Source organism: Jeotgalicoccus sp. FSL K6-3177 (assembly GCF_038050175.1).
In the GTDB taxonomy this organism is placed as follows: domain Bacteria; phylum Bacillota; class Bacilli; order Staphylococcales; family Salinicoccaceae; genus Jeotgalicoccus; species Jeotgalicoccus nanhaiensis.
Map to the genome: position 1 here is coordinate 2077801 of NZ_JBBOSK010000001.1, position 19933 is coordinate 2097733.

18 protein-coding genes are annotated in these 19933 nt (G+C 42.8%); 7 read left to right on the forward strand and 11 right to left on the reverse strand.

Features of this window, described 5'->3' with window-relative positions:
- Window positions 1–62: 62 nt before the first annotated feature.
- Together rarD and MHH58_RS10630 are read right to left on the reverse strand one after the other, a co-directional pair.
- Window positions 63–986 carry an EamA family transporter RarD gene (rarD, locus tag MHH58_RS10625; protein ID WP_341345863.1) on the reverse strand — a complete coding sequence of 308 codons (924 nt, stop codon included), beginning with the start codon at window positions 984–986 and terminating at the stop codon, window positions 63–65.
- Between the two features lie 122 nt (window positions 987–1108).
- Entirely contained in the window at window positions 1109–2101 is a 993-nt protein-coding gene (locus MHH58_RS10630; RefSeq protein ID WP_341345864.1) for a hypothetical protein, read from the reverse strand.
- Window positions 2102–2258: 157 nt separating this feature from the next.
- Between MHH58_RS10630 and MHH58_RS10635 the strand changes: the two genes are divergently transcribed.
- The 4 genes from MHH58_RS10635 to MHH58_RS10650 all read left to right on the forward strand — a co-directional run bounded on the left by MHH58_RS10635 (window position 2259) and on the right by MHH58_RS10650 (window position 6348).
- The gene (locus tag MHH58_RS10635) at window positions 2259–2729 is read left to right on the forward strand and encodes a MarR family winged helix-turn-helix transcriptional regulator (RefSeq protein WP_341345865.1); all 471 of its coding nucleotides are present in this window, start codon (window positions 2259–2261) and stop codon (window positions 2727–2729) included.
- On the forward strand, window positions 2713–5352 hold the full coding sequence (locus tag MHH58_RS10640) for an MMPL family transporter (protein WP_341345866.1): 2640 nt from the start codon (window positions 2713–2715) through the stop codon (window positions 5350–5352). Before MHH58_RS10635 ends, MHH58_RS10640 begins: the two co-directional genes overlap by 17 nt.
- Window positions 5353–5421: 69 nt before the next feature.
- Window positions 5422–5667 (forward strand): hypothetical protein, encoded by a 246-nt coding sequence (locus tag MHH58_RS10645; protein ID WP_115885140.1) that lies wholly within the window; start codon window positions 5422–5424, stop codon window positions 5665–5667.
- Window positions 5668–5757: 90 nt separating this feature from the next.
- Window positions 5758–6348 carry a hypothetical protein gene (locus tag MHH58_RS10650; protein WP_135099459.1) on the forward strand — a complete coding sequence of 197 codons (591 nt, stop codon included), beginning with the start codon at window positions 5758–5760 and terminating at the stop codon, window positions 6346–6348.
- 277 nt (window positions 6349–6625) lie between these two features.
- On the opposite strand, the gene MHH58_RS10655 is transcribed toward MHH58_RS10650, so the two are convergent.
- Both MHH58_RS10655 and MHH58_RS10660 read right to left on the reverse strand, forming a co-directional pair.
- Window positions 6626–7510, reverse strand: a complete 885-nt coding sequence (locus tag MHH58_RS10655) for an SDR family oxidoreductase (protein WP_341345867.1) — start codon at window positions 7508–7510, stop codon at window positions 6626–6628.
- Between the two features lie 79 nt (window positions 7511–7589).
- A complete protein-coding gene (locus MHH58_RS10660) occupies window positions 7590–8702 on the reverse strand; it encodes an amidohydrolase (RefSeq protein WP_341345868.1) in 1113 nt (370 codons plus the stop codon).
- Between the two features lie 92 nt (window positions 8703–8794).
- Between MHH58_RS10660 and MHH58_RS10665 the strand changes: the two genes are divergently transcribed.
- From MHH58_RS10665 to MHH58_RS10675, 3 genes are all read left to right on the forward strand, one after another.
- Complete coding sequence (locus MHH58_RS10665) at window positions 8795–10219, forward strand: YfcC family protein (RefSeq protein WP_341345869.1); 1425 nt, start codon at window positions 8795–8797, stop codon at window positions 10217–10219.
- 19 nt (window positions 10220–10238) lie between these two features.
- Entirely contained in the window at window positions 10239–11378 is a 1140-nt protein-coding gene (gene menC / locus MHH58_RS10670; protein WP_135099467.1) for an o-succinylbenzoate synthase, read from the forward strand.
- Window positions 11379–11536: 158 nt separating this feature from the next.
- Complete coding sequence (locus MHH58_RS10675; RefSeq protein ID WP_341345870.1) at window positions 11537–12709, forward strand: ArgE/DapE family deacylase; 1173 nt, start codon at window positions 11537–11539, stop codon at window positions 12707–12709.
- A 68-nt stretch (window positions 12710–12777) separates the two neighbouring features.
- Here MHH58_RS10675 and MHH58_RS10680 read toward each other — a convergent pair whose 3' ends face one another.
- The 7 genes from MHH58_RS10680 to MHH58_RS10710 form a co-directional block, all read right to left on the reverse strand.
- Window positions 12778–13410, reverse strand: a complete 633-nt coding sequence (locus tag MHH58_RS10680; RefSeq protein WP_135099471.1) for a LysE family translocator — start codon at window positions 13408–13410, stop codon at window positions 12778–12780.
- Window positions 13407–14267 carry a metallophosphoesterase gene (locus MHH58_RS10685; protein WP_228063511.1) on the reverse strand — a complete coding sequence of 287 codons (861 nt, stop codon included), beginning with the start codon at window positions 14265–14267 and terminating at the stop codon, window positions 13407–13409. The genes MHH58_RS10680 and MHH58_RS10685 overlap by 4 nt, the downstream gene beginning before the upstream one ends.
- A 10-nt stretch (window positions 14268–14277) precedes the next feature.
- The gene (locus MHH58_RS10690) at window positions 14278–15516 is read right to left on the reverse strand and encodes a hemolysin family protein (RefSeq protein ID WP_341346106.1); all 1239 of its coding nucleotides are present in this window, start codon (window positions 15514–15516) and stop codon (window positions 14278–14280) included.
- A gap of 126 nt (window positions 15517–15642) precedes the next feature.
- On the reverse strand, window positions 15643–15849 hold the full coding sequence (gene copZ, locus MHH58_RS10695; RefSeq protein WP_135099475.1) for a copper chaperone CopZ: 207 nt from the start codon (window positions 15847–15849) through the stop codon (window positions 15643–15645).
- A 44-nt stretch (window positions 15850–15893) separates the two neighbouring features.
- Window positions 15894–18278: a heavy metal translocating P-type ATPase gene (locus tag MHH58_RS10700; RefSeq protein WP_341345871.1), complete on the reverse strand. Its 2385-nt coding sequence runs from the start codon at window positions 18276–18278 to the stop codon at window positions 15894–15896.
- 18 nt (window positions 18279–18296) lie between these two features.
- On the reverse strand, window positions 18297–18593 hold the full coding sequence (locus MHH58_RS10705) for a metal-sensing transcriptional repressor (RefSeq protein ID WP_115885149.1): 297 nt from the start codon (window positions 18591–18593) through the stop codon (window positions 18297–18299).
- Between the two features lie 107 nt (window positions 18594–18700).
- Complete coding sequence (locus MHH58_RS10710) at window positions 18701–19870, reverse strand: M20 metallopeptidase family protein (RefSeq protein WP_341345872.1); 1170 nt, start codon at window positions 19868–19870, stop codon at window positions 18701–18703.
- Window positions 19871–19933 lie beyond the last annotated feature (63 nt).

The window sequence follows — 19933 nt, forward strand, 5'->3', positions numbered from 1 at the left end:
TCCCCTCACACTAAAATCTTTCTAAATAGTAACATGGAGTAATCTTTATATCTAACGATAAGCTAATCATCAGTCAGCTTGACTTTCCCCTTCGGACGGCGCGGACGCGATGCTTTAAAGCGCAGCAGCGTGTAAAGAATCAGCCCTACCCAGATAAATCCATAGGCAATTTGATGTGTAGCTGTAAACGATTCCCCGTAGAGGAAGATGCCGATAAAGAGCATGAGCGTCGGACCGATATACTGGAGCAGCCCGGTAAGTGATAATGGAATCTTAACAGCACCAAGAGCGAATAGGAGGAGAGGTATTGCTGTGACGACACCTGTTCCCATCGTAAACATCGTATCTCTGTTAAGCCCGAAATCAAGTGTGTTCACACCTGAAGCATTTAAATACAGTATATACAGGAGCGCGATTGGAGCCAGTACTGCAGTTTCCACAGCCAGCGCATATGTTGCGTCGATATTAATTGTTTTCTTGATCAGCCCGTATACTCCAAAAGTCACTGCCAGCGTCAGAGCAAGCCATGGAATATGCCCCACACCAAGGGACATATAAATAACACCGAGCGACACGATAAAAATCGCCAGCCACTCGCCTTTTGAAAACCGCTCCTTGAGAATAAAAAATGCGAGCAGTATGCTGACAAACGGATTGATATAATAACCGAGTCCCGCTTCCAGTATATGCCCCTGGTTAACAGCGAGGATATACGTCAGCCAGTTGATAGAAATAATAATCGACGCCGCAACTAAACTGAGGGCTTTTTTTCTGTCGCTGAATATGAACGTTAAATTCGTTTTTAAATATTGCCATCTGCCTGTAAAAAGTATGTACAGCACCATAAAGATAAAGGACCAGAATATACGGTGTGCGATAATTTCATAAGGAGATACCGTCTCAATCTGACGCCAGTAAACAGGGAGCAATCCCCAGATTATGTAAGCACCTGATACAAACAGTATGCCTTTTTGTTTCCCTGACATTCACTCACCCACAATTCTATTATGTATAAATTATATCTTAACTCCGAAATTGAATTATGCAAATATTTAAACCATTATAAAAACCGCCGGATTTAAAAATCCGGCGGTTTAACTTTAAATTCTTACTCAAAATCTGTATTTTCATGCTGATAAGCTGGTGCAGCTTCCTGTGCTCTTATGTCTTTCATGTGGTCAAGAGATTCGCGGCCCGCAAAATAATAAGCCACAATTGAACCGACAATCAGATATGAAATCCATACGGTAACGATTAATGCCAGCAGACCGCTGATGATAAACAGCGTTAAAATTACTGCCGGAGAATTAGTCACAAATGCTGAGATTAAGCCGAGTCCGATCATAATGACAAACATTACAGCAAACACCAGAATGTACAGCAGCAGGTTGCTGAAGAATAATTTGATCATGCTGGCTTCTGAACGGAAGACAATATCCCAGGCGACTTTCAGTTTATCCACGGTTGGAATATGAGGTTCGTCAATATATACCATGAATACTGTCGCAAAGTAAATGTACAGAATGATATACGGAATGTACGCAATAATCGTAACGATAAACATCAGCACAACCGCTGTAATAATCAGGGCAACTGATGCACCGGTCATCGCCGCATTTGGATCTTCCATCATCATGCCGAGCGGCATCAGCGGAATAAGTACAACCGTCATCAGAATATTAACAATCAGACCAATGATTAATGATAATACAAAATATAAAACAAAGACGAGCAGTGCAATTTTAATCAGTTTGGAATAATTCCCTTTTTTAAAAACTTTGTAGGCTTCGCCAAAAGAGAATTCTTTTCCTTTGTAGGCACTCGCAAAGTATCTTAATATCCCTACAAAAATAGGATAGATCACGAAAATCATGACGAGAATATACACGAGGAACATGACGAGCATCCACAGTCCTGTAGCAACTCCGACCGCTTCTCCGCTAACATCTGTCATCGTCAGCAACAGCGGCAGCAGCACTGCACCGAAGATAAGAATCGATGGCAGCACAACACACAATAATGACTGTAAAATTGTAAAACCTATAACTTTTCCATGATTGCCGGAGGCATTTCTTCTGTATGAGGAAACATACTGAAACATATCTTTACTTCACTCCTTTTTTAAACTTATATCCGTCTTCGATTATACACATACATTTGTTATAAAAAAATACACTTTATCTTTTGCGGAAATTAGTTGTGCATGTTAAACTATTTCTGCTTGTTAAATAAGATTAAAGAAAGGACTGGCATTCTTAATGACGGCAGAAGACCAGACAATCGACAATCTGACTGTCATTTTCGGCTATGGTTATGCTCATATATTTTCAGAAGTAACCGAATCGGTCAAAAAAATGCATATATCGAAAGAACAGATGGCCATTATTGAATATCTTTATCTTCATAATGAAGCCACACCCACCGAACTTTCCACAGCGCTGAACGTACATAAAAGTTCCATTGCACATGCGCTCAGAAAACTCAGCACGAAAAAACTAATCAATATGAAAAAAAATCAGCTGACAAACGATAACCGTTCGAAACTGGTTTCACTCACGCCAAAAGCAAAAAATCTGCTCGGTGAAGTCATCGGCCATATTCGGCATGTTATCGGTGATCATCTGAAGGATATACCCCAGAAAGACAAACAAAAGCTGCTGGAAGCAACGCGCACAATAGTTAATATTATGAATATAGATGGAGGATTATACGATGAAACACGTGCTTAAATTTAAATGGCCGATTACAGCGCTGATGATTATTGCTGCTGTCGTATCATTTATTATTTCACCGAATTTAACGCAGCTTGCTGCTGAGAAAGGTGATGTTCAGCTGCCTGATAATATGCCGAATGAACAGGCCCGCCAGTTCCTGGAGGAACACAATCAGGATATTGAAATGATGTCGGCAGTACTTGAATTTGATAATGCGCCGTCAGAACATCAGGAAGAAATAGAAACATATATAGAAGAACTCGAAGGTCTGGATTATACGGATAACGTTATCAATCCTTTTACTTTTAATGAGGATATGCAGGAGAACTTCATCAATGAAGATTCGGGCGTTATAATGATTCCGCTGGAATATACAGGTGAAGCACCTGAGATTCTGAATAATGCCGATGAAATAGAAAGTCTGAATAACACGGACGCTGATATTTCAATAACATCCAATGAGATGATTCAGCGCACGCTTGAAGAAGATGCTATGGAAGGTGTCCGGACGACGGAAATATTTACAGTAGCGATTATCATTATCGTACTGCTTGTGATGTTCCGTTCAGTCGTTACGCCATTTGTTCCGCTTATCGCAGTGGGCATTGCCTATCTGCTCGGTCAGTCGTTTGTCGGCTGGTTCGTGCAGTGGTTTGATTTTCCGGTGTCCCCGCAGACACAGAGTTTCCTTATCGTAATATTATTCGGTATCGGGACGGATTACGTCATTCTGCTGTTAAACAGATTTAAAGAAGAACTTGAGCACCACGATAAGCATGAAGCTGTCATCAATACTTTCAGAACAGCCGGTAAGACAGTATTTATCAGCGGGATTTCAGGAGCAATCCTGTTTGGTGTTCTTTATTTTGCAAACTTCGAAATTTACCGTTCGGCAGTCGGCGTAGCTATCGGTATTCTCGCCCTGCTGCTCTCACTATTTACAGTATTGCCGACACTGATGGCCCTGCTTGGTAAATATATTTTCTGGCCGAGCAAACAGACGTTGGGTTCAGGTGAAAGTAAAATCTGGACGCCGCTCGGCATGCTGTCACTTAAGTACCCTACACGCGTTATTTTTTCAGTCGTTGCGGTACTTATTGCCTTAATTTATTTCTACGATGATAATGTTCAATACGATTCATTATCCGAACTTGACGATTCCTACTCTGCCGTTCATGCAGTTAATGTAATCAGCGACAGTTTTGATGCAGGCTCAACATTCCCTGTGGAGGTCCTCTTCACAAACGGTGAAAATCTGGTTACAGAGGATGGTTTATCCCGTCTGGAATCAGCGGCCGAAGCCGTGTCCAATCTCGACGGTGTGACGGAAGTGCAGACGCTGACGAGACCGGTAGGCGATAAGATGGACGAACTGACCGTGTCATACCAGCTTGGTGAAGCAAATTCAGGACTCGCTGAAATTCAGGACGGACTGACTGAAATGTCAGCTGGCTTGTCCGAGATTAATGAACAGCTGGCAGACTCTGACACAGCCGGAGGCGATTTATCGGAACTGGAAGCAGGCGTCAATCAGATTTCCGACGGTATTGACGGTGTCAGCCAGTATCTTGCTGCAACAGGAGACACAGCCGGAGCAGCTGAACAGCTGCAGCAATTATCACAGGGAGCGGATCAGCTTTCCGCAGGGGTTTCAGAGGCAAATTCTCAAATGGAAACGATGACTGCAGAAGCTGCTGCACAGATGGAAGAACTCGCAGCGGGTCTTGGTGAAATGTCATCGGGTATTGAAGATATCAATGAAGGCTTAACAGGTATCAGTGATTTAATGACTTCGTTTGAAAATAATGAAGCAGTAGATGCGACAGGTATCAATATACCTTCTGAAATGCTTGAAAACAGCGATTTTGAAGCTGCCATCGACCAATACTCATTTGCTGACGGCGAAGCTGTTAAAATGAACGTCGTTCTTGCAGTGGATCCATACAGCAACGAAGCAATCGGTGTGCTAGATGATATTGAAGAAACAGTGCACGGCGAGCTGTCACGCCTCGACCGTCCGGATACAGAAGCTTATTTCTCTGGTGTGACAAGCATGAACAGAGACCTCGATACAGTAACGAGCGATGATTATACAAATGTTGTCATTCTGTTTATCGTGACGCTGTTCATTATTCTGACTGTATTGTTCAGATCACTCGTGCTGCCTGTAATGATGATCGGTTCGATTTTCATTACTTACTTTGCATCGATGACGATATCCCAGTGGATTCTGTCAATGTTCGGTATTGATCAGTTAAATTGGGCCGTACCGTTCTTCAGTTTAATTATTTTTGTCGCTCTCGGTATTGATTATTCTATTTTCATTATCGACCGCTTCAGAGAAGAAGTGAAATACCGTACTATCCGCGATGCGATTGAAACATCAATCCGCCGCATGGGTACTGTCGTTATTACAGCGGTAATTATTTTAACAGGCACATTCGCAGCCTTGTATCCGTCAGGTATCGCGATACTAGTACAGGTAACGAGCGTTATTATTTTTGCGCTTCTGTTCTATGCATTTGTCGTGCTGCCGCTCTTAGTGCCGGCGATGATAGTCACATTGAAACGCGGCAACTGGTGGCCGCTCAGAATGCCGGGCGGCAAGGCCCGCGAAGACCGTCTTGATGACAGATAACGCGTTTCAAAGCTTGAAAAAACGGGTATAAGTTCTATACGAAATTAAACAGAAAGAGAGGCTGACCATATGCCAGGAATTAAAAATTCCGGAATAGCTGCTGTTCTCAGCTTTTTCATTACCGGTCTCGGCCAGATATATAACGGCCAGATATTTAAAGGTATACTGCTCATTATCATACAGGCAATCAACGGTCTGCTTATGTATCTTTTAATCGGATTCATTACCTTTCCTATTGTATGGCTGTACGGTGTTATTAATGCCTACCGTCACGCGGAACGGATGAATCGGAGAATATACAATTCACACAGGTAAATAAATAGGGGCTGGTCTTCCAGCCCCTATTTATTTTGTCTGTGATGAGATAATGATATACTGAAAATAACTTATAAAGGATGTGAGAATATGGGCTGGGAATTTATTGCACTGTTTTTCGGAGCAGCTGCGCTTGGGATTTTTTTACTGTTTGTAATATTTATAATCGGCTTGCTGAAATGGCTGCTGCAGGGTTACTTCCTGTTCAGAGTGGCGGAAATTAAATCATATCACCTGCCATGGCTCGCCTTCATCCCGTTCGGAACATTTTATATCGGCGGGCAAGGCTATGACGGCAATATTTTAAAGAAAGGGTCATTTGATCCGAAACATATCGGTCTCGCATTTGCGATTGCCGGACTTGTACTGTATATGATGGGGCTCTCAATCGGCGACCTCGTTATTACGTACTTACTGATGGAATCCATTGCATTCATCGGAATCTTTACAGCATATGTAAAGCAGCCGGTCATCGGCGTGCTGCTGGCGCTCTTGAACGTTGTAACTGCAGGGATTGCTGCCATTGTTATTCTCTTCCTCTACAGCCGAAAATTAAAAGATGAATTTGACGGCACCGGCCTTTATGGAGAAGACGATTTAACAGGAAGTACCGGACATAATTATAATGACCACTCGCGCCCTTCTCATCCAAACGACCCGAATTTAAACAGGGATATTTAAATAATAGAACCCCGGACTTTTCATAAGGTCGGGGTTCTGCTGTTTAAAGAGAGTATGCTTGCTGGATTCGTGTGCTCTTTTCTTTGACCGACTAAACTGTTTACTCAAACAATGAGCTTTCTTCTTTGACCGACTAAATCGTTTACTCAGTCAGTGAGCTTTCTTCTTTGGCCGGCTAAAGTGTTTACTTAACCAACGAGCCCCGCTCTCACATCACAAAATACGTACAGCACAAAAAAACCAAAACCTTGATTAAGGTTTTGGTTTTTTTCTTATATTAGTTAATCGGCTGTCCGCCTGTTACACCATATACCTGTCCTGTCGTATAGCTTGATTCCGAACTTGCAAGGTGTACGTAAGTGGCTGCGAGTTCCACCGGCTGGCCGGCACGTCCAAGGTAAGAATCCTGTCCGAATTCAGGCAGCGCTTCTTGGAGCTGACCACCTGAGATTTGAATCGGTGTCCAGATTGGACCTGGTGCAACACCGTTTAAACGGATGCCTTTATCCATAAAGTGCTGGGCCTGTGATTTAATCAAGTTCGTTTGTGCCGCTTTAGTCATTGCATAATCAGCAATATGAGCTGACGGCGAGAATGACTGAATTGAAGTCGTAATAATAATGCTTGAACCTTCAGGCATTACTTTTTCCGCTTCCTGCATTTGCAGTACAGGTGCGACCACATTAATTTTATAAGTCGTTTCAAGGTGTTCTGCTGTATAATCTGCAAATTTTTCCACTGCCTGCTGCATAGAAGCATTCAGTACAAGCGTATCCAGACCGCCGAGCGATTCAGCTGCATCATGAATCAGCTGTCTTGCAAATTTTTCATCACGTAAATCACCCGGGAATAAATAAGCTTTCTGCCCCGCATCCTCGATGACTTTTTTAACTTCTTCGGCATCCGCCTGTTCGTCTTCCATATAGTTAATTGCAACATCCGCGCCTTCTTTGGCGAACGCAATTGCTGCGCCGCGGCCGATACCTGAATCGCCGCCTGTTACGAGTGCTTTTCTGCCGGATAAACGTCCGGTGCCTTTATAGGTTTCTTCTCCGCAATCGGGAATTTGTTCCATTTCTTTTTGAACGCCGGGATACGGCTGTTTTTGTTTATCATAATTACCTGTGTAAAATTCATTTCTCGGATCTTTTGGTGCTGACATATATAAAATCCTCCTTCAAGAATTTCGATATTGTTTACACCAGTATTATTCCACTTAGCTCAAGAGTTTAAACATATTTTTATTCAGCAGGCACATTTAAAATTGTCTGAAAGAGAACATCTGCTCCCGTTTCCATCCGGTCACGGTTGAAGGTCATATACGGATGATGCAGTCCCGGAGTCAAATCACAGCCTAGCCCGAGCATAGCACCTTTCAGTTCTGGATACTGGACCGTGTAATTATGGAAATCATCCCCGCCGCTCGTAACAATCGGTTCCAGCAGCTTTTCTTCACCCACTGTATCGATAATCGCCGAGCGGAATACTGCAATCGCATCTTCATTACTTTCACTTGCAACGATGCTCGACTCTTCAAGATCTTCGATTTTCACATCGTAGAGTTCTTCGATGCTGCTTAAAATATTACGCACACCGGCTTTCAGTTCCTTCATCGCTTCGTTTGTCTGTGCCCGGACATCAATGCCGCACTCCGCAGAACCCGGAATAATATTCAGCGATTTCGACCCTGCCATGAATTTCGTCATTTTCGCGCTAGAAGGCACCATCGGATTAATATGAATTTTTGACAGCATATTGACGATATCCGCACCGACTTCAATCGCATTGTCGTTTAAATGCGGGCGGGCACCATGGGCATCGTTGCCGACAATTTTAAACTCAAATGAGCCTGCAGAACCATGTTCTATACTCGGCGATAAATACCCGTCCGCTGCTTCTTCAATCGGACGCAGATGAATGCCGAACATATAATCAAGAGGTTCAATGACACCCTCTTTTAATACATCAAGTGCACCCGTCCCCACTTCTTCAGCAGGCTGGAAGACAAAACGGACACCGCGTGTTTTTAAAGCTTCGTGATCTTTTATCCTAAGCATTGCACCGATAACCATGGCAATATGCGAATCGTGGCCGCACGAATGATTCGCCTGAAGCTTGCCGTTTACTTCCTGATACAATGCATCGATATCCGCACGGATACCTATCAGCGGATAATCCCCGCTCCAGTTTCCGACATCACAGTACAGACCCGTGATGTTTTTAAATTTAACAGGCTCAAACCCTTCAGTTTTTAAAAATTCATATATGTAATCCGTCGTTTTATACTCTTCATTGCTCAGTTCCGCATTTGTATGCACGTGATTGAATATTTTAGATATTTTTGTATCGATCATGAAATCCCTCTTTCAAAACTTTTGATTTTATTATACTGTTTAATATATCATACTTTGAATTGTATGAATATTTGAAATCCTAGGGGGATTAGATGACTCACGAAAAAAATAAACCGGAAAAGAAAAGGAAATTTCAATTCCCGGATGCTTACGGGATAATGTTTATCTTTTTAATTATCGCAGCAATTGCTACTTATCTTATTCCTGCGGGTCAGTTTGAAACTGAACCTTCAGAAAGCGGACCAGATACGATCGTCCCGGGCACTTATGAAACTATCGACTCAAATCCAGCGGGGATTATGGATATCTTCTCTTCTATAGTTACAGGTTTAACCAGCACCTCGGATTTAATATTTCTCGTCTTAATTATAGGCGGAGTCTTTGGTGTAATTGAAAAGACCGGAGCCATGGATGCGATGATGTCGAAAGTTATCAGTATTACTAAGAATAAGGAATGGCTTCTTATTGCAGTGATTATGCTGATTTTCGCTGTTTTCGGCACCCTTGGTATTGTCGTTAATGCAGTAATCGCCTTTATTCCTCTAGGCATTATACTAGCTAAATCTATGAAGATGGATGCTATTATCGGAGTTTCAATTATATACATAGGCGCTTATACCGGTTTTGCAATGTCCATTCTCGATCCTCTGACAACCGGCTTTGCCCAGCAGATAGCAGGAGTTCCTCTTTTTTCAGGTGCACCCGAACGTACTGTGATGTTCATCATTACACTGCTTGTCACTATGATATACGTTATCTGGTATTCGAGACGGATTAAAAAGAACCAGCACGCCGGTATTCTCGGCAGCGAACCATTTCCAAAGGACAATGGAGATACAGAACTTGGGAAAACTGAAATGACAACGACACATATTCTGGTTCTTCTCACTCTATTACTTGGTATAACTGTATATGTTGCAGGTGTGTTTGGTGCATTTGGTGAAGCATGGAGCTTAACTGAGATGGCCGCTGTCTTTATAATTATTATGGTTGTGACGACGATTATTGCGCGAATCGGTGTCAATCAGTCTATTCAGGAATTTATAAAAGGTGCTAATTCAGTATTATACGGTGCTTTGATTATCGGTATGGCACGTTCCATAGTAGTTGTACTCGAAGACGGTATGATTCTGGATACTGTCGTAAACGGAATGGCTTCTTTAATCGATCCATTTTCGAGTACGACAGGTGCTGTTCTTATGTTTATCGGCAACGGATTATTTAACCTTCTGGTGTCATCCGGCAGCGGCCAGGCGGCAATTGTTATGCCGATTATGGGTCCGATTGCTGACTTGATGGAATTCCCGCGGCAAATTGCTGTCCAGGCCTACTCTATGGGTGACGGATTCACAAATATTATTACACCGCTGTCCGGTGTATTGATGGCTAATCTCGCTATCGCGGGCATTCCTTTTACAAAATGGCTGAAATTTGCGCTTCCGCTTGTAGGTATATGGTATGTTTTAGGTATAATATATTTAATCGTCCTCGTAGCAATTAACTGGGGACCGGTATAAAATTTACGGAGGCTATAAAATGAAGATCAAAGAAATTAAACTGCACCAGCTCTTAATGACTATGAAAAACCCGTTCACAACATCATTTGGTACACAGCAGAAGCGCTTTGTTACTATTGTGGAAGCAATTGACGAAGACGGTCTGAGCGGTTTTGGCGAATGTGTTTCCGGTGAAGACCCGCTTTATTCCGAGGAATTCATGGATGCGACACTCATCGCTTTGAAGAAGTATTTCGGTCCGCTCGTTATTAATAAAGAAATTTCACATCCTGACGAAGTATGGGAAATTTATAAACCGTTCAAACGTAACAATATGGCAAAAGCTTCAATTGAAGGTGCTGTCTGGGATTTGTATGCTAAGAAAAAAGGCATCACTTTAGCCGAAGCTATGGGCGGGACTAAAAAAGAAGTCGATGTCGGGGTATCACTTGGTCTCGAAGATACTGACGAACTGCTCCTTGAACGTATCGGCGAAAAAGTTGAAGAAGGTTATAAACGCATTAAAGTTAAAATCAAACCCGGCCGCGATGTTGAAATGGTCCGCAAAATCCGCGAGGTTTATCCGGAGATTCCGCTGATGGTCGATGCAAACTCGGCATATACGCTGGATGATATCGATATTCTGAAAGCTCTGGATGAGTTTAATCTGATGATGATTGAACAGCCTTTAATGGCAGGTGATATAATCGATCACGCGAAACTTCAGAAACAAATTAAAACACCTGTCTGTCTCGATGAAAGTATCGATTCATATGAATCTGCTGCTGCAGCAATTGAGCTCGGCAGCTGTGAAATCATCAATGTTAAGGTCGGCCGTGTCGGAGGTATTACCCAGTCGATAAAAATTCATGACCTTGCAGAAAAGCATAACATTCCATTATGGTGCGGCGGCATGCTGGAAGCCGGTGTGGGTCGTCTGCACAACGTGGCAATTACAACGTTAAGCAATTTCACTCTGCCGGGCGATACAGCCTCTTCTTCAAGATACTGGTTTGAAGATATCATTACACCGGAAGTTGTCGCAGAGAATGGTGTTGTTAAAGTCAGCGAGAAGCCCGGCATCGGAGCAGAAGTTGATTTCGGAAAAATGGAACAGTACTTAGTTAAAACAGAAACAATTACAGAAGACGATACACTCGATATGATTATGCATAACTAAAGTATTCATCTTTAAATAATAAAAAAACACTTTCGCCGAATACATTTGCGGTGGAAGTGTTTTTTTGATTTTGGAGGCATCTCTTCAATGTTTTGAAAATTAAATGAAGTGGTAAAGTATAAGGTATTTCTTTTTATATTAAAAAGGGAGTGTTCATTATGGCAGTTCTATCAAATGAAGAACGTGTAAAAATATTATCTGACATTATTGAAATACAATCAGTAAATGAGAAAGAGCTTGATGTGGCACAATACTTTCAAAAGTTATTTAAAAAATATGATATAGACTCGGAAGTCCTTAAATTAAACGGTGAAGCCAGCCGTGCTAATTTAATTGCAGAAATCGGGAGCGGCAAACCTGTCGTCGCAGTTTCAGGACATATGGATGTCGTCACAACCGGTAACACTGCTCTTTGGAATTACGATCCATTTAAGCTGACAGAAGATAACCAGGGGCGATTGCACGGCCGCGGCTCTGCTGATATGAAATCCGGTCTTGCAGCTTTAGCAATCAGTTTAATTGAAATCAAAACATCCGGGACTCTCAAACAGGGTACCATCCGGTTTATGGCGACTGCCGGCGAAGAAGTAACAAGTAATGGCGCTGCTTTACTCCATGAGAGAGGCTGCATGGACGATGCAGATGCCCTGCTTATCGCTGAACCTTCCGAGGATGGTATCGTTTATACACATAAAGGCACTATGGATATACAGGTTGCTTCAAAAGGTAAATCTGCGCACAGTTCAATGCCGGAATTAGGATTTAACGCCATTAATCCGCTGGTAGACTTTATACATTATTTAAACGCCGAATACGCTAAAGTTAATGAGAAAGATGACTTGCTTGGCACACCTACGATGAATTCAACAGTCGTCAGCGGCGGTGACCAGGTAAACTCCATTCCAGAATATGCGGAATCCTTATTTAACATGCGGACCATTCCTTCTTTCGATAATAAAAAATTCGAAGCGCTGTTTAACAGCGTAAAAGATAAAGTCGAAAAAGAAAGTAAAGGAGATATCACCGTTAATCCTTATGTAAACCGTGACCCGGTATATACTGCCGGCGACAATGAATTTATCAAACTCGCTAAGTCACTTGGAGACCAGTACTTCAACAGAGATTTACCTTTAACATCTTCAACCGCAACGACAGATGCTTCCTATTTAATGAAAGATAAAGACGAAAATTTCTCCTTTGTTATGTACGGACCCGGAAAAACCGGCCAGGCCCACCAGGTTGATGAATATGTTGATAAGGATACTTATCTGACCTTCATCGATTTATACACCCAGCTGCTGACCCGGTATTTAAACGACTGTAACTCTTAAATTAATATGCAAAAAGCACTGCCGCCTGAATTTAGACGGCAGTGCTTTTTTGATATGGACGAGTTTCTCTAGGACAAGGCTGTCCGGATTCCAAATAGAATAATGATGATTCCCGCACCTTTGCCGAGCATACTCTGAAAGCCCGGTTTGTGCAGCCAGCGCTTCATATAATTGACAGTTTCAACGACGAGCAGAAACCAGCTCATCGAAATAACCAGCATAATACCGGCTAAAATTATTAATTGAAAAACCTCGGTTACTTCTGAATTCTGCACAACGAATTGGGGCAGAATTGTAATATAAAATATGAGTACTTTGGGATTCAGTATATTGCTTATAAAACCGTTCATATAAGATGAACGGAGACCGTTCGATTTTGTTTCTTCATCTTCAGCATTATCCAGTGATGATGCTGATACAAGTGTTTTCGCCATAAAGCTTTTCACACCGATGTAAATTAAATACGCGGCTCCCATATACTTAACAATATTAAACAAGAGCGGGGAATTCGTAATAATAACGGCAAGCCCGAGAATCGATACTACAATCCACAAAAAGTGTCCCGCTAATATTCCAAACACCGTCATACGCCCTGCCGATTTTTGATATACCAGTGTGTTTTTCATTACAATCATTGAATCTGCGCCCGGCATTACCGTCAGCACTGTTACGACTAAAATATATGATATTAATTCATTCATGCTTCAGACCTCAATTCAACTGCGACAACTTCCGGATGGTTAAATACTCTGAATGGGAAACGGCTGTTGCCGAGACCTCGGCTCACCACCATCGTTGTACCGTTTTGCTCGTGCATGCCTTCTGTATATTTCGGATTCACACCCTGATGCGGTGCATACAGCCCTTTAACTACAGGCAGGCGGATCTGACCGCCGTGCGCATGACCGCAAAACACAAGGTCAACATCATTTGCACTGTACACCGGCAGCAGTTCCGGCCGGTGCGCAAGCAGTATTGTAAAATCGTGAGGCAGCTCCCGAGCTTTAGCTGCAAGTTCATTTTTAAAATCCCGGTACGTTTTCGGGTTTGTCTCGTCCCCAAAAAACCAGACATCATTAATGCCGGCAATATTAATTTTCTCACCATCCCGTTCAAGTTCTGCGCTGCGCTTCGTAATATTACGAACTCGGGATTTGCCGATTACATCATACAGCTTATTAAAATGTCTGTAGTGGGCTTCATGATTCCCTGTTACATAAAATGTCTTTTGTATTTGAGTAATTTTTTCGATTAAAACCGCTGCGCGTTTTAAGTACGGAGTCCGGCGGTCTACAACATCACCCGTAATAACGATTATATCGGGATTAGCCTCTTTAACAGCTTTAAGCAGATGTTTCGAACGCCGCCCAAAATAAGCATTGTGAAAGTCGGATACCTGGACAATCTTATAACCGTCAAAACTTTTTGGAATTTTTTTTGAACTGTACTTATAATATGTCGTGACAATATGTTTATCTTCAGTCCATAGAAAACGGGCCGAGGCAATTATAAAGCCGAAAATTAACTGACTCAGTTTTATTTTACTTAATATTTTCATTTTTCACGTCTCATTCTCCCTGCATCAGTCCGGCATCTAATTTTGTAATTTTTACGAGCCGGATCATACGCTCTTCCATCTCTATTATTTTAAATTCAAGATTGCCGAGATGCGTAATATCATTAACCGCCGGTACTTCTTCGAAGACCGACAGCAGAAAGCCGGATAAAGTATCTTCTTCCTCAGGGATATCCGTATCAAAAAGTTGATTCAGACGATGAAGCGTAATTTTTCCATCGCAGAGAATTTTGTTTTCGCTAAAGGCACGGACAACCGAGTCGTTTTTAAGATCAGTCTCGTCTTCAATTTCAAAACCAAGCATCGTTTCAATTATATCTTCGTGGGTCAAGACGCCTTCTGTACCGCCGTACTCATCGAGAACGATAGCTAGATGACGGCGCTGCTTGCTCATGCGGCGCAACACATCCTCGATATTCTGGAACTCTCTTACTGTCAGCGGTTCGCTGTCACAAAAGTTCATCAGCGGCTGGTCTGGATTAAGTGACCACTGCAGCAGATATTTCGAATGGAAAACACCGACAATGTTATCGAGATCCTCATCGTATACCGGATATCTCGTATGCATCTCATCGATAATTCTGTCCCGCACCGATTCATAGCTGTCGCTGATATGCACGGCAACCATTTCCGTACGCGGTGTTGTCATAACATCTTTGACATTCAAATCCCTGAAATCTAAAATACCTTTGAGCCGCTGCGATTCTACACCTTGGATAGCACCTTCCGTATCCGCAATCTGCACAAGATTAACAATTTCTTCCCGGGAAACTGTCCAGGACGGCTGCGAGCCTTTTGACAGAAAGCGTGTAATCAAATCGGTCATTGCGTTTAAGATGAAAGTTAATGGATAAAAGACAACATTTAAAAAGGCGATTACCGGTCTGACCAGATACGACATACGTTCAGGAAATGCCGCAGCAATCGATTTTGGAATAACCTCTGCAAATACAATAATTGACACCGTGAGCACAACTGACGCAATCGTGACGCTCCAGCCGTAATCAATTGCCATTGCTGTTACCAGCACAGGCGCAATTAAGTTAGCGATATTATTACCAATCAGTATGGTTGTTATAAACTGGCTCGGTTTACTCACCAGATTATACAGCTTTTGGGCTCTCTGATCCCCGCCGGCTGCTTTCGACTGTAATTTTATTTTATTCACTGCAGTTAATGCAGTTTCACTGCCAGAAAAGAACAGCGACATAAACAGTAAAAATATAATCACAAATATCAAGTGCGATGTCCTCCTTATACTTAATAATCTTATAAGTTATTCTATCATTATCTTATTTAAATTTACACAAACAAAGAACCGGCCGCTTCACATTCGGCCGGTTCCCCTTCTTTTATATTATTGTACATCGTACCCCTGATCTTCAATCGCTTCCGTCATTTTCCCGCGGTCGACCACCGTATCATTGTATTCCACAGTGACATTGTTATCTTCCAGACTGACCTCCGCCGTCGATACACCTTCCAGATTGTGCAGTGCACCTTCTACTGATGATTTGCAGTGACCGCAAGTCATGCCTTCTACTTCAATTACTGTTTTAGCCATAATATTCATCCTCCATCTATAATTTAATTTATATTCTTATATACCTATATTTTAACACGTTTTAAACGTAAAGCGTTGGCTACCACACTGACAGAACTGAATGCCATTGCAGCACCTGCAACCCAGGGTGCTAAAAATCCGAGTGCTGCAATCGGGATGCCGAGCGTATTATAGGCAAATGCCCAGAATAAGTTCTGTTTAATATTTTTAATTGTTTTGCGGCTCAAATTAATAGCTCTTGGAATCAGCGTCAGATCTTCACCTAAAATTGTCAGATCCGCCGCTTCAATCGCAACTTCTGTTCCTGTTCCCATTGCGATCCCGATATCTGCGAGGGCAAGTGCCGGCGCATCATTTACACCGTCACCGACCATAGCGGTAACTTTGCCCGTCTTTTGAATTTCCCGGATTTTATCAGCTTTCTCTTCCGGGAGCACTTCTGCGATAACCTGATCGATGTTCACTTCGCGTGCAATTGCTTCCGCGGTTCTGATATTGTCCCCGGTCAGCATGATTACTTCAAGCCCCTGATCGTGCAGTTCGCTGACCGCCTGTTTCGCTGTTGCTTTTACCGTATCGAGCACTGCAACAGTGCCGGCAAGTTTGCCGTCGACAGCAACCATCATTGCTGTCTTGCCTTCGTATTCAAACTGCTGCATGTCTTCTTCCGCCGCAGAAATATCAATATTTTCCCCGGTCATCAATTTACGGGTACCGACAAGAACTTTTCTGCCTTCAATAACTGCTTCAATACCGTGACCGGGTATAGCAGAAAATTCTTCAGCTTCTGACAGTTCGATATTTTTCTCAGCTGCATAAGCGGTAATTGCCGATGCCAGAGGGTGTTCCGACCCTCTTTCTGCGCTCGCAAGAAGGTGCAGTGTATCATTATCACCTGAAAAATCGGTCACTTCAGGTGTACCATTCGTAATTGTGCCGGTTTTATCAAGTACAATGACATCAACTTTATGTGTTTTTTCCAGATGTTCGCCGCCTTTGTACAGAATACCGTTTTCGGCACCTTTACCTGTACCGACCATAATTGATGTCGGTGTTGCAAGCCCAAGCGCACACGGACAAGCAATAACCAGCACGGATATTGCGGCTACGAGCGCAGGTTCGACATTGCCCGGTGAAGCAAAGAAATACCACACGATAAATGTCACAATAGCAATGACAATGACTATCGGCACGAAATAGCCTGAAATAATATCCGCCATCCGCTGAATCGGCGCCTTATTTCCCTGCGCCTCTTCAACAACTTTAATAATACCCGCAAGAGCTGTATCTTTTCCTGTTTTCGTTACTTTTATATTCACTGTACCGTTCTGATTCATCGTTGCTCCGATAACCGAATCGCCGGTTTCTTTTTCCACCGGAATAGATTCGCCGGTCAGCATCGATTCGTCGACTGATGTACGCCCGCGGATAAGTTCACCGTCAAGCGGGAATTTCTCACCGGGTTTAACGATGAGCACTTCATCGACTTTTACATCTTCCACAGGAATCATAAGTTCTTTTCCATCACGTACAACACGCGCTTCTTTTGCCTGCATATCGAGCAGTTTTGAAATCGCGCCGGTCGTCTGGGATTTCGCTCTTGTTTCCAGATATTTACCGAATAAAATCAGCGTAATTATAATGGCGCTGGCTTCAAAGTACAGGTGTGGATGTTCGACTGCGCCTGTCATCCATAAATATGTCTGGTATAAACTGAAACCGAAGGCGGCAGTTGTCCCCATAACGACGAGTACGTCCATATTCGCCGTAAAGTTTTTTAAGTTTTTATAAGCCCCGACATAGAACTGCCAGCCCAGTATAAACTGGACGGGAGTAGCAAAAGCCAGCTGGAACCAGGGGTTCATAAATATCGCCGGCAAGCTCATACCAAACAGGTGATCGAGCATGGTAACTAATAACGGCAGTGATAAAATCGCAGCAACAATCACTTTCCACTTCATTTTTTTAAGCTCTGAATCCTTATGCGAAACTTTATCTTCTGCTGATTTTTTCGGTTCCGCACTGTAGCCGAGCTTGCTGATACGATCGATAATTGCGCGTTCATCAGTAACACCCGGATTATATTCAACCGTCGCATTTTCAGTTGTCAGATTAACCGTTGCCGCTTTTACACCGTCTGTTTTATTCAGCACTTTTTCGATTCTGCTCGAACATGCAGCACACGTCATGCCTGTAATATCCAACTCGCTTTTTTCATACAATACGCCGTAGCCAATGTCTTCAATGCGTTTAGTGATATCTTCAACCGACGTTTTGTCTTTGCTGTAATCGACACTTGCCTTTTCCGTTGTCAGATTTACATTTGCATCGACGCCGTCCATTTTATTCAATACTTTTTCGATTCTGTTTGAACAGGCGGCACATGTCATGCCGCTGATATTTAAATTAATATGTTCTTTTTCTGCCATAACACTTCCTCCTTTCTCTTATTTTGAAAATTGTTTCAGTACAGCCATTAACTCTTCGATTGAATCATCGCCGTCACCCGAATTTATCGCGTCGGTGACACAATGTTTCATATGACGTTCTGTTATTGTAAGACCTGTATTTTTTAAAGCGCTCTGGATGGCGCTGATCTGCACAAGAATATCGACACAGTAACGGTCTTCTTCCACCATTGTCTGAATACCCCGGACCTGTCCTTCAACACGCTTCAGCCGGTTTAATATTTTCTGTTTCTCATCATCCGGCCGAGGGCGGGACATATGTTTAACTTCTTCCATCATTTGCACCTCTCTTTTCAATATTTCATTATCTTTATAATATACCCTTAGGGGGTATATGTCAAATATAAAAATTGCCGGTCGCGATGACCGGCAATTTTTATATTTTACTGTCCGAGACCGAGCGCAACGTTGATATGCGCGCGGACACCGTCGATAAATGCATCTTCATCAATTGCAAATTTAGGATGGTGATGCGGATAAACATAATCTTTCGCTTCATTATAAGTACCGAGCAGAATATATACCCCCGGCAGGTTCTCGGTAAAGGCGCCGAAATCTTCCCCGCCCATCATCATTTCCTGTTCGATTACTCTGTCTTTACCAAATACTTCATTCAATGTTGTTCTGACACGTGCTGTTTCAGCTTCATCGTTCATTACTGCACTGTATCCGTATTTATAATTTAAATCGTAGGTCGCACCGTAAATCTCACAATTCGCTTTCACAACCGCTTCAATTTTTTCATGTGCAAGTTCTCTGATTTCAGCACTTGCTGAACGGACACTGCCGCTGATTTCAGCAGTGTGCGGAATAACGTTTTTAGCGCCCGTTCCCGCATTAAAGTTTGTAACAGATATTACTAAGTTATCAAGCGGTCCGGCGATGCGGGATACAATGTCCTGTACCTGTGTCACGATACGCGAACCGAGAAGAAGCGGGTCAACTGAACTTTCCGGCTGGGAAGCATGACCGCCCTGGCCGTTGATTGTCAGTTCAAACTGATCCGAGTTCGCTGTTACAGCACCAGATTTAATATGAATTTCACCGAGCGGTTTAGACGTCATAATATGCTGCGCAAACACTACATCCAGATCATCAAAAAGACCTGTCGCCACCATTTCGCGCGCACCGCCCGGCGGCAATTCTTCTGCATGCTGGAATATAAGATAAATTTCCCCGTGAATTTTATCCTTATTATCCGCGAGCACTTTTGCAGCACCAAGGAGCATGGCCGCATGAGAATCGTGTCCGCACGCATGCATCTTGCCGTCTATTTCAGATACAAAATCCAAATCATCACGGTCTTCCTGAATCGGCAATGCGTCGATATCTCCTCTGAGTCCAACCTTACGTCCCGGATGGTCTCCTTTAATAATCCCGAGCACACTCGTTTCAGTCGGACGGCTGATTTCAATACCATTCATTTCCTGTAGAGCTTTTTCGATATAATCGCTCGTCCAGTACTCTTCAAATGAGAGTTCCGGATGCTGATGCATAGCCCGGCGCCACTCAATCACTTTCGGTTCAACTTGTTTAATTGCATCATCTAGCATAAAACTGTTCATCTCCCTGTTTTATAATCATAAGCCTTCTTTAGTTGTCGAAGTCTTCAAACA